13 protein-coding genes are annotated in these 13,298 nt (G+C 67.6%); 5 read left to right on the top strand and 8 right to left on the bottom strand.

What is annotated here, in order from left to right; genetic code table 11:
• The first annotated feature begins 4 nt into the window (after positions 1-4).
• The gene (pepN, locus tag ACVWZ8_RS18475; RefSeq protein WP_456505436.1) at positions 5-2,656 is read left to right on the top strand and encodes an aminopeptidase N; all 2,652 of its coding nucleotides are present in this window, start codon (positions 5-7) and stop codon (positions 2,654-2,656) included.
• Here the strand turns inward: pepN and ACVWZ8_RS18470 are convergent.
• A complete protein-coding gene (locus ACVWZ8_RS18470) occupies positions 2,653-3,099 on the bottom strand; it encodes a hypothetical protein (RefSeq protein ID WP_456505435.1) in 447 nt (148 codons plus the stop codon). The genes pepN and ACVWZ8_RS18470 overlap by 4 nt on opposite strands.
• A 55-nt stretch (positions 3,100-3,154) precedes the next feature.
• Positions 3,155-4,258, bottom strand: coding sequence for a Gfo/Idh/MocA family protein (locus ACVWZ8_RS18465; protein ID WP_456505434.1), 1,104 nt, complete (start codon positions 4,256-4,258; stop codon positions 3,155-3,157).
• 294 nt (positions 4,259-4,552) lie between these two features.
• Here ACVWZ8_RS18465 and ACVWZ8_RS18460 point away from each other — a divergent pair, with 294 nt between their 5' ends.
• Positions 4,553-5,029 (top strand): MarR family winged helix-turn-helix transcriptional regulator, encoded by a 477-nt coding sequence (locus ACVWZ8_RS18460; RefSeq protein ID WP_456505433.1) that lies wholly within the window; start codon positions 4,553-4,555, stop codon positions 5,027-5,029.
• Positions 5,030-5,074: 45 nt separating this feature from the next.
• Here ACVWZ8_RS18460 and ACVWZ8_RS18455 read toward each other — a convergent pair whose 3' ends face one another.
• The 5 genes from ACVWZ8_RS18455 to ACVWZ8_RS18435 all read right to left on the bottom strand — a co-directional run bounded on the left by ACVWZ8_RS18455 (position 5,075) and on the right by ACVWZ8_RS18435 (position 9,088).
• Entirely contained in the window at positions 5,075-6,181 is a 1,107-nt protein-coding gene (locus ACVWZ8_RS18455; RefSeq protein ID WP_426977889.1) for a lipoate--protein ligase family protein, read from the bottom strand.
• A 108-nt stretch (positions 6,182-6,289) separates the two neighbouring features.
• A complete protein-coding gene (locus tag ACVWZ8_RS18450; protein WP_024365679.1) occupies positions 6,290-6,547 on the bottom strand; it encodes a type B 50S ribosomal protein L31 in 258 nt (85 codons plus the stop codon).
• 123 nt (positions 6,548-6,670) lie between these two features.
• Entirely contained in the window at positions 6,671-7,480 is an 810-nt protein-coding gene (locus tag ACVWZ8_RS18445) for a TrmH family RNA methyltransferase (protein WP_354244911.1), read from the bottom strand.
• A 19-nt stretch (positions 7,481-7,499) separates the two neighbouring features.
• Positions 7,500-8,285 carry a sulfite exporter TauE/SafE family protein gene (locus ACVWZ8_RS18440; RefSeq protein WP_426977890.1) on the bottom strand — a complete coding sequence of 262 codons (786 nt, stop codon included), beginning with the start codon at positions 8,283-8,285 and terminating at the stop codon, positions 7,500-7,502.
• 17 nt (positions 8,286-8,302) lie between these two features.
• Entirely contained in the window at positions 8,303-9,088 is a 786-nt protein-coding gene (locus ACVWZ8_RS18435; RefSeq protein ID WP_354244906.1) for an ABC transporter ATP-binding protein, read from the bottom strand.
• Positions 9,089-9,257: 169 nt separating this feature from the next.
• Between ACVWZ8_RS18435 and serB the strand changes: the two genes are divergently transcribed.
• Positions 9,258-10,148, top strand: coding sequence for a phosphoserine phosphatase SerB (serB, locus tag ACVWZ8_RS18430; protein WP_456505432.1), 891 nt, complete (start codon positions 9,258-9,260; stop codon positions 10,146-10,148).
• Positions 10,149-10,161: 13 nt separating this feature from the next.
• Here the strand turns inward: serB and ACVWZ8_RS18425 are convergent, their stop codons facing one another.
• Positions 10,162-11,574 carry an aminotransferase-like domain-containing protein gene (locus ACVWZ8_RS18425; protein WP_456505431.1) on the bottom strand — a complete coding sequence of 471 codons (1,413 nt, stop codon included), beginning with the start codon at positions 11,572-11,574 and terminating at the stop codon, positions 10,162-10,164.
• Here ACVWZ8_RS18425 and ACVWZ8_RS18420 point away from each other — a divergent pair.
• On the top strand, positions 11,573-12,517 hold the full coding sequence (locus tag ACVWZ8_RS18420; protein WP_456505430.1) for a DMT family transporter: 945 nt from the start codon (positions 11,573-11,575) through the stop codon (positions 12,515-12,517). The genes ACVWZ8_RS18425 and ACVWZ8_RS18420 overlap by 2 nt on opposite strands.
• 43 nt (positions 12,518-12,560) lie before the next feature.
• Entirely contained in the window at positions 12,561-13,223 is a 663-nt protein-coding gene (locus ACVWZ8_RS18415) for an FMN-binding negative transcriptional regulator (protein ID WP_456505429.1), read from the top strand.
• Positions 13,224-13,298 lie beyond the last annotated feature (75 nt).

Genomic DNA, 13,298 nt, shown 5'->3' with positions numbered 1-13,298 from the left:
CTGGGTGTCGAACCAGAACCTGCGCCGCGATGAAGCGGCAACACGCTCAGCCCTGATCACCACGCACAGCTATGACGTGTCCCTGGACGTGCGGCAGGCGGCGGATCCGAACGTTGCCGGCTACACCAGCCGCAGCGTCATCAACTTTTCCGCGAGCGAGCCCGGGGCTTCCACCTTCCTGGACTTCATCAGCAGCGACGTGCACAGCGTCTTCCTCAACGGCACGGGGCTGGCCGTTGCCGACATCACGGACGGCGCCCGGATCCGGCTCGACAACTTGCAGGCCGAAAACCAGGTTTCGGTCACCGGCACGGCGCTGTTCAGCACCTCCGGCGAGGGCATGCACCGTTTCTTCGACCCGGCAGACGGGCAGTGCTACCTCTATACCCAGTACGAACCCGCCGACGCGCGCCGGGTCTTCGCGAACTTCGAGCAGCCCGACCTCAAGGCCGAATTCACCTTCCACGTCATGGCCCCTTCGGAGTGGCAGGTCGCCTCCAACGGCATCGAAACCCAGCGCACCCAGCTGACCAGCGACCCCGTCACGAGCCGCTGGGACTTCGCCCCGACCAAGGCGATGTCCACCTACATCACCACCGTGCTCGCCGGTCCGTACTTCAAAGCCGCAGACTCCTGGCACGGGGTACTCGGGGACGGGACGGTCCTGGAGGTGCCGCTGGCGCTGTACTGCAGGGCATCCATGGCGTCCTCCTTCGACACCGAGGCGCTCTTCACGCTCACCCGGAACGGCCTCGACTTCTTCAACGGGCTCTTCGACTTCCCGTACCCCTGGGGCAAGTACGATCAGGCCTTCGTGCCGGAGTACAACCTGGGTGCGATGGAGAACCCCGGGCTCGTGACTTTCACCGAAAGCTACGTGTTCACCTCGCGGGCCGCCGATTCGCAGTACCAGGCCCGCGCCAACACTCTGCTGCACGAGATGGCGCACATGTGGTTCGGCGACCTCGTCACCATGCAGTGGTGGGACGATCTGTGGCTCAAGGAGTCCTTCGCGGACTACATGGGGACCCTCGGAGTGGACCGGACCACGGATTGGGACACGGCGTGGGTGAACTTCGCCAACAACCGCAAGGCCTGGGCGTATGTACAGGACCAGCTGCCGACCACGCACCCGATCGTCGCCGATATCCCCGACCTCGAGGCGGCCAAGCAGAACTTCGACGGGATCACCTACGCCAAGGGTGCCTCCGTGCTGAAGCAGCTCGTCGCCTATGTGGGCTTCGAGGCCTTCATCGCCGGTTCACGCCAGTACTTCAAGGACCACGCCTATGGCAACACCACCCTGGCCGAGCTGCTGGCTGCGCTCGGCGCCGCCTCCGGCCGCGACCTCGGGGACTGGGCCCGCCGGTGGCTCCAGACCTCGGGCATCTCGACCCTCTCCAGCGAGATCGACGAGCACGACGGCGTCCTGGCCGCAGTGACGCTCGTGCAGGACGCCGAGGATCCGATCACCGGCCTGCAGGAACCCCGGCCGCACCGGCTGCGGATCGGATTCTACGACGTGGACGACGCCGGCGCCCTCGTCCGCGGGGACAGTGTGGAGACCGATGTCAGCGGCCCCCGCACGCAGGTGGCTGAGCTGGCCGGCAAGCGTCGGCCGGCCCTGCTGCTGGTGAACGACGACGACCTCAGCTACGCCAAGGTGCGGCTGGACGCGCACTCCGAAGCCACCGTGCGGAGCTCCCTCGACAAGCTCAGCGACCCGATGGCCCGGGCCCTGTGCTGGACCGCGCTGTGGGATTCCGCCCGCGACGCCGTCACGCCGTCGACGCTGTATGTCCAGGCCGTGCAGCGCTTCGGCCCGGCCGAGACCGGCATCGGGGTGCTGCTCAACGTGCTGGGCAATGCCGCGACCGCGATCGAACGCTATGTGCCGAGAGCGCAGCGCGACGACGTGCGCCACGAATTCCTCACCGTGGCAGCCACCGAACTGCTCAAGGCCGAACCGGGCTCCGACCAGCAGCTGGCCTGGGCCCGCACCCTGGCCGCGACCAGCCGCTACGACGCCGGCCGGCTGGACCTGCTCCGCGGTATCCTGGCCGGCAGCACCGTAGTCGAAGGCCTCGCCGTCGACGCCGAACTGCGCTGGAATTTCTGGCACGCCCTGGCGGCCAACGGACAGGCGACCCCCGCCCAGCTCGATGAAGAGCTGGTCCGGGACAACACCGCCGCGGGCAAGTCCGGCCACGCCACGGCCATGGCAGCCCGCCCCGAAGCGGCCGTCAAGGAAGCGGTCTGGAATGCGGCAGTCCACGGCACCGCACTGTCCAACCAGCTGCTGAGCGCCACCATCGCCGGCTTCAACTCCGGGCCGGCGGCACTGCTAGCGTACTTCACCGACCGCTACTTCGAATGCCTGGAACAGGTGTGGGCCGGCCGCAGCATCGAGATCGCCGGCCGGATCGTCCGTGGCCTCTACCCGGCCGCGCAGGACCTCGACGGGCATGGCGGCACCCCGGAGACCCACGCCGTGATTGTCCGGAGCGACAACTGGCTGGCCGAACACGCGGACGCGCCCCGTGCGCTGCGCCGCATCATCATTGAACAGCGCAGCCAGCTGCACCGTTCCCTAACGGCACAAGCACTGACGCCACAGGCCCTGATAGCACAGCCGCTCGCGCAGGGCCGGTCTTAGCGGCGCTTCAGAAAGGGATCCGCCGGGGTTGCTTTTCCAGGCTTGGGCTTGCGGTCCAGCACGAGGGCCGCGGCGATGCCGAGCATCCAGATGTCCTTTGCCAGCGCAGTTCCCTGCGGGCTGGGACGGATGCCATCCTCCAGCGTCATGCCGGGTGTCCTCAGGTACATGGTGAACAGGGACCCGGAGAAGATCCCGAGACCGATCCCGGCCAGGCGGCTGGGCAGGAAGGGTGTCAGCAGTGCCGCACCCAGGGTCATTTCCGCGTAGCTAAGCATTTTGCCGAACTTTTCGGCGTCGATTCTGCTGACCGGCGGAATGACCTTGGCTGCCATGGCCTGAAGCCCGGCCGCGCTGTCTTTGTCCAGCTTGCGTTTGCCCCAACCGGCATTCAGGATGAATGCTCCTGTGGTCAGGCGGAGAGGGATGTGGGTGAGTCTCACGGTCGGCTCCTTTCATGATATTTCGTGATAATTCGGCCCGGCGTGGCGCAGCGGGTCATGTCTTCACGCGTTCCCCTGATGCCGCGGACTTCTCGATGGCGGCAATGGTCTCGTGGCGGGCGACGGCGTCGGCGAAGTCCGGCACGGCGTGGGTGCCGTTGTCGATGTCTGCCGCGAACGCCGCGTAGGCGCGCGCGACGTTATATGCCGGCGATCCTTCCAGGCTGCTGAGCGCGGGCCATTTCTGTGCCGGCGCAGGGACGTCAAGTTCGGTGGGCTCGTTCCGCCCTTGCGCTCCCCGGACGGACAGGGGGTAGATTTCGGGGTATGCGGCGTCGGCGGTGATCCGGAGTGTTCCGTCGGTGCCGTTGATTTCCCAGAGGAACCCGGTGCCGCCGGCCACTCCCTCACGGATGTGGACACTGGCGGTCGCTCCGGACGTGAGAGTGCCGATCACGGCGATTTGGTCGGGCGCCGTTTTGACGATCTGTTCCCCGGTCTCATCGATGGTGATGAGCGGCCTGCGAAGATCCGACACGGCCGACAGGTCCGCGAACTCGCCCAGTACGTAGTTGAGTGTGTCCAGGCTGTGCCCGACTGCGATCGTGAGCACGTTGGCCCCGTTTGTCTTGTCGAGCATGTAGGCGTTGGGCCGGCCCACGACGTTGCCCGGGACCGACAGCCCGAGCATGGTCGTTGAGAGGACCTCGCCGACGTATCCGTCGCTGAGCAGCTCCTGGACGAACTGGATCGCGGGGGCCTGGCGGGCCTGCAGCCCGACGGCCGTAGGCACCCCGTGCTCCGCGGCGAGTCCGGACATCGCCCGGGCGTCGCCGAGGTCGCGGCCAAGCGGCCACTCGCAGTAGACGGCCTTGCCGGCGGCAAGGGCGGCGGAGACGAGCTCTCGATGGTGCGGGACCTTGACCGTAACGGCGACCACGTCGATGTCCGGTCGGGCCAGCAGCTGCTCGTGGTCGGAGAACACCGCACGCACCCCGTAGGCTTCGCCTGCTGCGTGCGCGGATTCCGCGCTGTGCGCGCTCAGTGCCCGGATCTCGTAGTTCGGCAGCGCGCGCAGGGCAGGGATGTGGGCGGTGGCAGCCCAGCCCCGCATGGGGCTGACCCCGAGGATCCCGACACCCAACGTCGATTCAGGCATGGCTAGAACCCCAGCGGCTCATCGCAGAGGACCAAGGTGAGGCGCTCCGGTGCCCACTTGCGATTGATGATGAGAACTTTGTTTACGACCCGAGTCCGGAGGGGCTCGTACCTACCGGCGGTTCGCGTCACGCGCGCCTCCTCCGCCGAAACCGGGAATCCCCGGCGGAGTGCCCTGTCGAGGGGCTCGACTTCACTCATGAGACGGTCCTCCTCACCGCTCCCATGTACTTGCGATTGCAAATACCTATGGGGTTAACTGGTGGATATGCACGAAAATTCCCCACCTGGTGATGTGGCTGCTTTCTTCGGCCGGCTTGTTGAGGACTCGCTGCCGGGTCGGCGCGGAGAGCCGGCGTGGCGCGCTTTACTGCAGGCGCACGCGACGCTGATGCGCCAGCTCGACACCGATCTCCGGGCGGACACGGGGCTCCGCCTCACCGACTTCGACGTCTTGGCTCAGCTGGCCGAGACAGGCGGGCAGCTGAGGATGACTGACCTGGCCGCCCGCACGCTCCTCTCGCGCTCGGGGTTGACGCGCCGCGTCGCGAGGCTGGTCGATGAGGGTCTGGTACGTCGAGGAAACACCGCTGAGGACGGGCGCGGCGTAGTGGTCGCCCTGACCGACGCCGGTATCGCCCGGTTGACCGAAACCGTGCCGGTCCATCTTCGCGATGTTTCGAAACTGTTCGTCGAGCGGCTCGACGATCAGGAACTCGCCGTTCTCGAGACCGCCCTGAGAAAAGTCATCGTCCACTGCACGTTCGGCTGAGCATACGAGGGTGCGACGTGCGCAGCTGGGCGCGGGGTCCAGGTGCTAGGGCACCCGGTGCAGCCACTCCGCCGTGCCGAACTTGTCGTCGACGCGCCGGCGGGCGGCGTCGAGTTCGGCGTCGGTGAGTTCCGACGGCGTCGCGGCGTAGCGTTCGGTGAAGACCTCCATCATCGCCGCGACGATCTCGCTGCGGGCCAGGCCGGTCTGGCGCCGGAGCGGGTCCACCCGTTTCTTGGCGCTCGTGGTGCCCTTATCGGAGAGCTTTTCCTTGCCGATGCGCAGTACCTCAACCATCTTGTCGGCGTCGATGTCGTAGCTCATGGTCACGTGGTGCAGCATCCCGCCGTTGGCGAGCCGTTTCTGGGCCGCGCCGCCAATCTTGCCCTGGTCCGTGGCGATGTCGTTGAGCGGGACGTAGAAAGCGCTGATGCCCACTTTTTCGAGTGCCGCCATCACCCAGGCGTCCAGGAAGCCGTAGGAATCGGCGAAGCTGATCCCGTCCACGAGGGTCTGCGGGAGGTACAGCGAGTAGGTGATGCAGTTTCCGGCCTCCATGAACATCGCTCCCCCGCCGCTGATCCGGCGCACCACGCTGATGCCGTGCCGGGCCACTCCTTCAGGGTGGAGTTCGTTGCGGACGGACTGGAAGCTGCCGATGATGACGGAGGGCTCTTCCCAGTCCCAGAAGCGCAGCGTCGGGTTGCGGCGCCCGGCGCCGACCTCTTCGGTGAGGACCTCGTCCAGGGCGACGTTGACGTGGGTGGGCAGCACGGAGGGGCCGATGATGTTCCAGTGGTGGTCCGCCCAGCCGGTGGCCTTCGCGAGGGCGCGGCGTACGGTGACCGCCACGGCGTCGGCGGAGAAGCCGAACAGGACCGCGTCGGCCGGGAGGGCGGCGTCCACCGCCGCGGCGGTGTCCGCGGCGCCGGCGTCCGCCGGCAGACCGGTCAGGGCCCGGTTGATCTCCAGCAGCGCTTCGTCCGGCTCCAGGAAGAAGTCCCCGCTCACCGAGACATTCGCGAGCATGCCGTCGACGACATCGAAGTCGGCGACCACGAGCTTTCCGCCGGGCACCTTGTACTCCCCGTGGTGGCGGCCGCCGCCGTCGTCGGCCTTGCCGGAAGCGGGACCCAAGGGGATCGTTGTCATGTGCTTAATCCTGCCACGACGCCGCTGCGTCAAGTGCACTCGGCCGGACGCAAAAAGCCCGCACCGTAAGCGGTGCGGGCTTTTCCAATAGACCTTGGGGAGAAGTTATTACTTCTTGCCGCCGAAGCCCTTGAAGCGAGCGTTGAAGCGCTCGACGCGGCCAGCAGAGTCCATGATGCGCTGCTTGCCCGTGTAGAACGGGTGGGACTCCGAGGAGATTTCGACGTCGATAACCGGGTAGGTGTTTCCGTCTTCCCACTCGATGGTCTTCTTGGAAGACACGGTGGACTTGGTCAGGAACTTGACGCCGGAAGCCAGGTCGTTGAAAACAACAGCTTCGTACTTCGGGTGAGTATCAGACTTCATAATTGGACCTTTGTTCGCACAACTGGATTTTGCCAGCTGCCAGGTATGAATGGGATGGCTTGCGGAATGCACCGGACGGCCAGCTATCAATCATAGCGGAAAGTCAGCGTCACTGCCGAACACTTAGTCCCGGGGCCGCAGCTCCCAGAACGCGACGGCGGATGCCGCCGCGACGTTAAGGGAGTCGACGCCGGCGCGCATCGGGATCTTCACGGCGAGGTCGACGGCGGCGAGCGTGCCTTCGCTCATGCCGGCGCCCTCCGTTCCGAGCACGAGCGCCAGCCGTTCCGGGTTCCGGACCGCCAGGTCCTCGAGGGAGACGGCATCCTCGGTGAGCTCCATGGCCGCCACGGTGAAGCCCAGGTCCCGGAGCATGGCCAGGTCCCCCGGCCAGTCCTCCAGCCGCGCCCACGGGACCTGGAACACCGTCCCCATGCTGACCCGGACGCTGCGGCGGTAGAGCGGGTCCCCGCAGCGCGGCGAGACGAGGACGGCGTCCACGCCCAGTGCGGCCGCGGAACGGAAGATCGCGCCGACGTTGGTGTGGTCCACGATGTCCTCCAGCACGGCAACCCGGCGGGCACCGGCGAGCAGTTCGGGCAACGGGACCGGAGCCGGCCGGTGCATGGCCGCCATGGCTCCGCGGTGCAGGTGGAAGCCGGTGATGTCCTCGAGGAGCCCGGCGGAGCCGATATAGGCCGGCACATCCGGGTACTCCTCGAAGACATCCGCGAGGTCCTGGATCCATTTCTCGGCGAGGAAGAAGGAGCGCGGCCGGTGCCCTGCCGCCAGCGCCCGGCGCAACACGCGCGAGGACTCCGCGATGTACATGCCCTCGGCGGGTTCGCGCAGCTTCCGCAGGTGGACGTCCGTCAGCTGGGTGTAATCGGAGACGCGCGGGTCGTCGGCCGATTCAAGATAGTGGAAGGTCACGGGCGGTCACTTCGGCAGGTCATTTCAGCAGGTTGGCGATCATGAAGCCCAGGGCGACGAGGCCGAGGACGAAGATGACCCCGCGCAGGACCCCCGGCGACAAGCGGCGGCCCACCTTGGAGCCGATCACGCCGCCGATCAGCGAGCTGACGGCGATCAGCCCCACGACGGCCCAGTTGATCCGGCCGAAGGCAAAGAGCAGGTACGAGGCGGCCGCGACGACGTTCACACCCAGGACCAGGATGTTCTTCATGGCATTGGCGTTCTGGATGGTCCCGGTCATGAAGACGCCGAGGATGCCGACCAGCAGGATGCCCTGGGCCGCGACGAAGTACCCGCCGTAGACGCCGGCCAGATACACCAGGACCACGAGCAGGATGCTGTGGCGCCGGTCCCGGATGGCGTGTTCGGGGTTCTCTTCCCGGTTCCGCACCCATTGCTGGAGCTTGGGCTGGAACACCACCATCAGCAGGGCCACCACAATGAGGGCCGGGGCGGCGTAGTGGAAGACCTTCTCGGGCAGGTGCAGCAGCAGGTAGGCTCCGCTGACGCCGCCCAGGAGCGAGGCGGGCAGGAGCCGGAGCAACTGCCTGCCCCGGCCGGTGAGTTCCTTCCGGTAGCCCCAGGCCCCGGCGGCGCTGCCGGCCACTAGCCCCATCGCGTTGCTGATGGACGCCGTGACGGGCGCGTAGCCGAGGGCGATCAGCACCGGGAACGTGACGAGGGTTCCGGACCCGACAACGCTGTTGATGGTGCCTGCCCAGAGCCCGGCGAAGAAGATGAGGACGCTACTGAGGAACTCCACGCGCTGTCAGGGGCCCGTCAGCGGCGGGCTGCGGCGGTGTAGCGTCCCGCTGTGACGCTGACGTCCAGCGGCAGCCCGAACGTCTCGCTCAGATTTTCCGCGGTGAGGACCTCCGCCAGCGGACCCTGGGCCACCACGCCGCCGTCGCGCATCAGCATGGCGTGGGTGAATCCCGGCGGGACCTCTTCGAGGTGGTGCGTGACGAGGACGATCGCCGGGGCGGCCGCGTCGCGGGCGAGTTCGCTGAGACGGTGGACGAGGTCTTCGCGGCCGCCGAGGTCGAGCCCGGCGGCGGGTTCGTCGAGGAGCAGCAGTTCCGGGTCCGTCATGAGGGCCCGGGCGATCTGGACGCGCTTCCGCTCCCCCTCGGACAGCGAGGCGAAAGGACGGTTGAGCAGCGGGCCCATGCCCCATTCGTTGAGCAGGCCAAAGGCGCGGCGCTCGTCGTCCCTCTCATAGCCTTCGCGCCAGCGGCCGGTGACACCGTAGGCGGCCGTCACGACGACGTTGAGGACCTTCTCTTGCTCGGGGATCTGGTTGGCCAGGGCCGCCGAGGACAGGCCGATCCTGGGCCGGAGCTCGAAGACATCGACGGCGCCGAGGATTTCCTCCAGGATGCCGGCCATGCCGCTCGTGGGGTGGATCCGGGCGGCGGCGATCTGCAGCAGTGTGGTCTTACCGGCACCGTTGGGGCCCAGGATCACCCAACGCTCGCCTTCCTTGACCTGCCAGTCCACCTTGTCCAGGAGCGTTTTCGCCCCACGTACAACGCTGACGGCGGCCATTTCAAGAACATCACTCATAGGAGTAGACACTAGGACAAAAAAGCGGACTACTGATAACCGGAGGCGCGCCCGCGTGCGGGTGCGCGCCGGGTCCGCGCGTCGCGTCCGGCGCGTCCGGTCCATTCAGGGAAGTCGCCGCAGCGAAACGAATTCGGGCGCCGGCCGGGCGCTGGCTAGGATTGCAGCCATGAGTTCGAACGTGACTGCGGTCAGCTATGCCCCGAAATTGCGCCTTTCCGACGTGCAGCGCCTCCGGGCCGCGCTCACCGCAGCCGGCGTGAGCGTCGACGCGGAAAGCCGCACCGGGGACGGCCGCTTCGAGGTGTACTCGGCGGACTGCTCACTGGAGTCCGGGACGGCCGCGGAGCTCGCGGAACTCCGCCGGGTGGCGGCCGGCGCAATCGAGGGCGTGGATACGGCGATCGTGCCGGCCTCGCTCCGGAATGCCCCGCGGAAGTTCCTGATCATGGATGTGGACTCCACCCTGATCCAGCAGGAGGTCATTGAACTCCTGGCAGCCCACGCCGGAAAACGCGAAGAAGTCACGGCTGTCACCGAGGCCGCCATGCGCGGCGAACTGGACTTCGCCCAGAGCCTCCACGCCCGGGTGGCGGTGCTCGCCGGACTGCCGGCCGACGTCGTCGATTCGGTCCGGGCCGAAGTGAAACTCAGCGACGGCGCGGCGGAGCTGGTGGCCGCCTTCAAGGCCGCCGGCCACGTCGTGGCAGTGGTCTCCGGCGGGTTCAACCAGATCCTGCAACCCATCGCCGAAGGCCTGGGGCTGGACTACTGGATCGCCAATGAACTCGAAATCGTGGACGGCGCCCTGACGGGGAAGGTGCTCGGCGATGTGATCGACCGGGCGGCCAAGGAAAAGTACCTGCGTGAATGGGCCGCCGCGGAAGGAATCCCGCTGGAGCACACCATTGCCGTGGGCGACGGCGCCAATGACCTGGACATGCTGGGGGCCGCCGGGATCGGCGTCGCGTTCAACGCCAAGCCGGCCGTCCGCGCCGTCGCGGACGCCACCGTGAACATGCCGTATCTCGACGCGGTGCGGTACATCGCCGGTGTCTGAACCGAATGTATTTCTAGGGCCTGTTGCTTTCGATTGAGCGGCCGATGATGCGCGCGCCTTCCGGGAAGGCGCCGGGGTTGGGTCCGGCGTAGTTGAGCCGGATGAACGGGCCCGCCGGTTCGGCGGGGAACCATTCGGTGCCGGCGGCGATGATGACCCCGGCACTCTCGCAGTCGCGGGTGAGCTGTTCGAGGTCGGTCCCGTCGGGCAGCCGGGCCCAGAGGTTCAGCCCTCCCTTGGGGATGTGGCTGATGTGAGCCTGCGGGGCGTGCTCTCGCAGGCTGGTGACCAGGAGGTCGCGGCGCGATTGGAGCTGGTGCCGGAGGCTTCGCAGATGCGTCTGCCAGGCAGGCTGGGTGACGACATCGAGTGCCGCGGCCTGGAGAAGGCCGCTGACATACATCGACTCGGCTCCGCGGTCGGCAAGGATGCGTTCACGGGCCGGGCCGCGGGCGATGACCGCGGCAACCCGGACGGCCGGGGATACGCTTTTCGTCAGTGAGCGAAGGTAGACGACGTGGCCGGAATCATCCCTCGCGGCCACGGGGACGGGGGTGGAGGTGATGCCGAAGTCGTGTGCCCAGTCGTCCTCAACGAGGAACGCGCCGTGCTCTCGCACGACGTCCAGGACTTGTTCGCCGCGCCGGGCCGGCCATTGCGCTCCGGTGGGGTTCGCGTAGTTCGGCTGCGCGTAGAACATCCGTGCGCCGGTCTCCGCGAAGGCCCGGGCCAACTCGTCCGGGCCGGGACCGTCCGGTCCGCTGGGCAGAGGGACGACACGGACGCCGGCCTGCGCTGCAGCGAGGATGGCGCCCCAGTAGGTCGGGGATTCCATCAGCAGGGTCTGCCCATGGCCCACCAGGGCCCGGAAGATGGAGCTGAGTCCGCTCTGGCTTCCCGGCAGCACGATGACGTCGCTCGGCGTCGGCGGGGTGACCCCTGCCGGGGTCGAGGTGCCGAGTTCGTGGGCGAACCAGGACTGCAGTTCGGGAAGCCCCGCGGCCGGTGGGCGAGCCAAGGCGGCGTCGCCCCGGGCTGCCCTGGTGAGTGCTGCACGCACCAGGCGTTCCGGCAGGAGTTCCCGGTCCGGATAGCCGGAATGGAATGCGATGACATCGTTCGACGCGCTGCGCATCGCAGTGGAGGCCGAGCGAAGAGGCGCCTGGGGCGAACGAAGCGCCGCCGTCTGCCAGCCGTAGTCCGACGGTCGGGCGGTCCGGACGGCGCGCACGAAGGTCCCGACCCCTGGCCGGCTCTCGATCAGGCCCTGTGTGGTGAGGGTCTCCAGGGCCTTCTGCACCGTCACGGGGCTGGCGTGGTATTCGGCAACCAGCGACCGCGTGGACGGCAGCCGGGATCCCGGCGCCGCTCCGGCGATCCATTCCCTGAGTCGCGCGGCAATTCGGGAACTGCTATCGTTGTTCATGAGAGACAATAGTAGCGCTACTACACTTATTCGCCCAGTGATACTGCACCGACAGCCTAACGGTCTGCGGTGGGGCCTCCTCGGAGTAGCGGCGTTCTCGTTCACTGTCCCGTTCACGAGGCTGGCCGTCGCGGGGCTCTCGCCGCTGTTCATCGGGTCCGCCCGCGCCGTGATAGCCGCAGTCCTGGCCGCCTTCGCCCTCTCCCTCACCCGGCAGCGTTTTCCTCGCGGCGCACAGTGGACGCGGCTCGCGGTGGTCGCCGGCGGGATCGTCGTCGGCTTCCCGCTGCTCACCTCCTTCGCCCTCACGACGGCGCCCGCCACCCACGGCGCCGTCGTCATCGCGCTGCTTCCGGCCGCGACGGCAACGGCCGCAGTCCTCCGCGCCCGCGAGCGTCCACGGAAAGCCTTCTGGGTCGCGACAGCCATTGGTGCGCTGGCGGCGATAGCTTTCGCCTTTGCGCAGTCCGGGGGCCTCGGGCAGCTGCACTGGGCGGATCTGCTGCTCCTCGGCGCAGTAGTGGCCGCCGCCATCGGCTACGCGGAAGGCGGCCTGCTCGCACGTGAACTCGGCGCGTGGCAGACGGTGTCCTGGGCCCTTGTCCTCGCATCCCCGCTTATGGTCTTCCTGGCGGCGCTCTCCGCGGCCCGGCAGCCGCCGTCGGGCACGCCGGTCCAGTGGGCTGCCCTCGCCTACCTCGGCATCGTCAGCATGTTCCTCGGCTTCTTCGCCTGGTACCGCGGCCTGGCCATCGGCCCCATGGCCCAGGTCAGCCAAATCCAACTCGTCCAGCCCGTCCTGAGCATCTGCTGGGCCGGACTCCTGCTGGGCGAGACACTGACCTGGACCACCATCTTCGGCGGCCTCGCCGTCATCCTCTGCGCCGGCATCGCTGTCCGCGTCCGGCTCAACCCGCCGCCCACGCCGCGGAATCGCTCATGACCCCCGGACCACGAAGTTCCTCGACCAACAAAGGAAGAACCGCATGTACACCCCAGCGCACTTCGCAGCCGGCCCCGACGCGATCCATGACCTCCTCACCCGGCCGGCCGCCGCCAACCTTGTCACCATGACCTTGCAGGGCCTGCTCGCCACCCTGCTGCCGTTCGTCTACGATTCGTCGGTCGGTGAACATGGCGCCCTGCACGGGCACCTCGCCCGGAACAACGCCCAGTGGTCGGAACCCGCGATCGGAGAATCACTCGTCATCATCCAGGGCGCGGACGCCTACATTTCGCCCTCCTGGTACGCCTCGAAAGCCGAACACGGACGCGTCGTGCCAACCTGGAACTACTCCACAGCCCATGTGTACGGCCAACTGGTCATCCACGACGACCCGGCCTGGCTCGGAAATCACGTTCGACGGCTGACGGACCTCAACGAAGCCAACTCAGACCGCCCGTGGACCGTGGACGATGCCCCCGAGCGCTACATTTCCGGCCAGCTGCGCGCCATCGTGGGCGTCGAACTGCTGATCACAAGGATCGAAGCGAAGACCAAACTCAGCCAAAACCGGACCGGCACCGACATCGACGGCGTTGTGGCCGGACTTACTGCCCAGGGGCTGGCGGAGAGCGCCGCCGACGTTGAACGAGCAAGACGAAACCGGGACGCTGGCCGCCCGTTGGACGCGGGGCCCTCCCTATGAAACCTGGCCGGTCGCTCGGCCGGGCCGCCGATGATGCCTGAGGAGAGGGGCAGGCCCCATCTCCTCAGCTCGGGC

The sequence above is a fragment of the Arthrobacter sp. UYCu723 genome (assembly GCF_054059215.1).
Note: the sequence above shows the minus strand (reverse complement) of the source record. Positions and strands in the feature narration are given on the sequence as shown.

Excerpts from the sequence above, each read along its gene's own strand:
- ACVWZ8_RS18465 (WP_456505434.1), bottom strand. The coding sequence starts at position 4,258 with ATGCCTGAATCGACGTTGGGTGTCGGGATCCTCGGGGTCAGCCCCATG.
- ACVWZ8_RS18455 (WP_426977889.1), bottom strand. The coding sequence starts at position 6,181 with ATGACAACGATCCCCTTGGGTCCCGCTTCCGGCAAGGCCGACGACGGC.
- ACVWZ8_RS18450 (WP_024365679.1), bottom strand. The coding sequence starts at position 6,547 with ATGAAGTCTGATACTCACCCGAAGTACGAAGCTGTTGTTTTCAACGAC.
- ACVWZ8_RS18435 (WP_354244906.1), bottom strand. The coding sequence starts at position 9,088 with ATGAGTGATGTTCTTGAAATGGCCGCCGTCAGCGTTGTACGTGGGGCG.
- serB (WP_456505432.1), top strand. The coding sequence starts at position 9,258 with ATGAGTTCGAACGTGACTGCGGTCAGCTATGCCCCGAAATTGCGCCTT.
- ACVWZ8_RS18420 (WP_456505430.1), top strand. The coding sequence starts at position 11,573 with ATGAGAGACAATAGTAGCGCTACTACACTTATTCGCCCAGTGATACTG.
- ACVWZ8_RS18425 (WP_456505431.1), bottom strand. The coding sequence starts at position 11,574 with ATGAACAACGATAGCAGTTCCCGAATTGCCGCGCGACTCAGGGAATGG.
- ACVWZ8_RS18415 (WP_456505429.1), top strand. The coding sequence starts at position 12,561 with ATGTACACCCCAGCGCACTTCGCAGCCGGCCCCGACGCGATCCATGAC.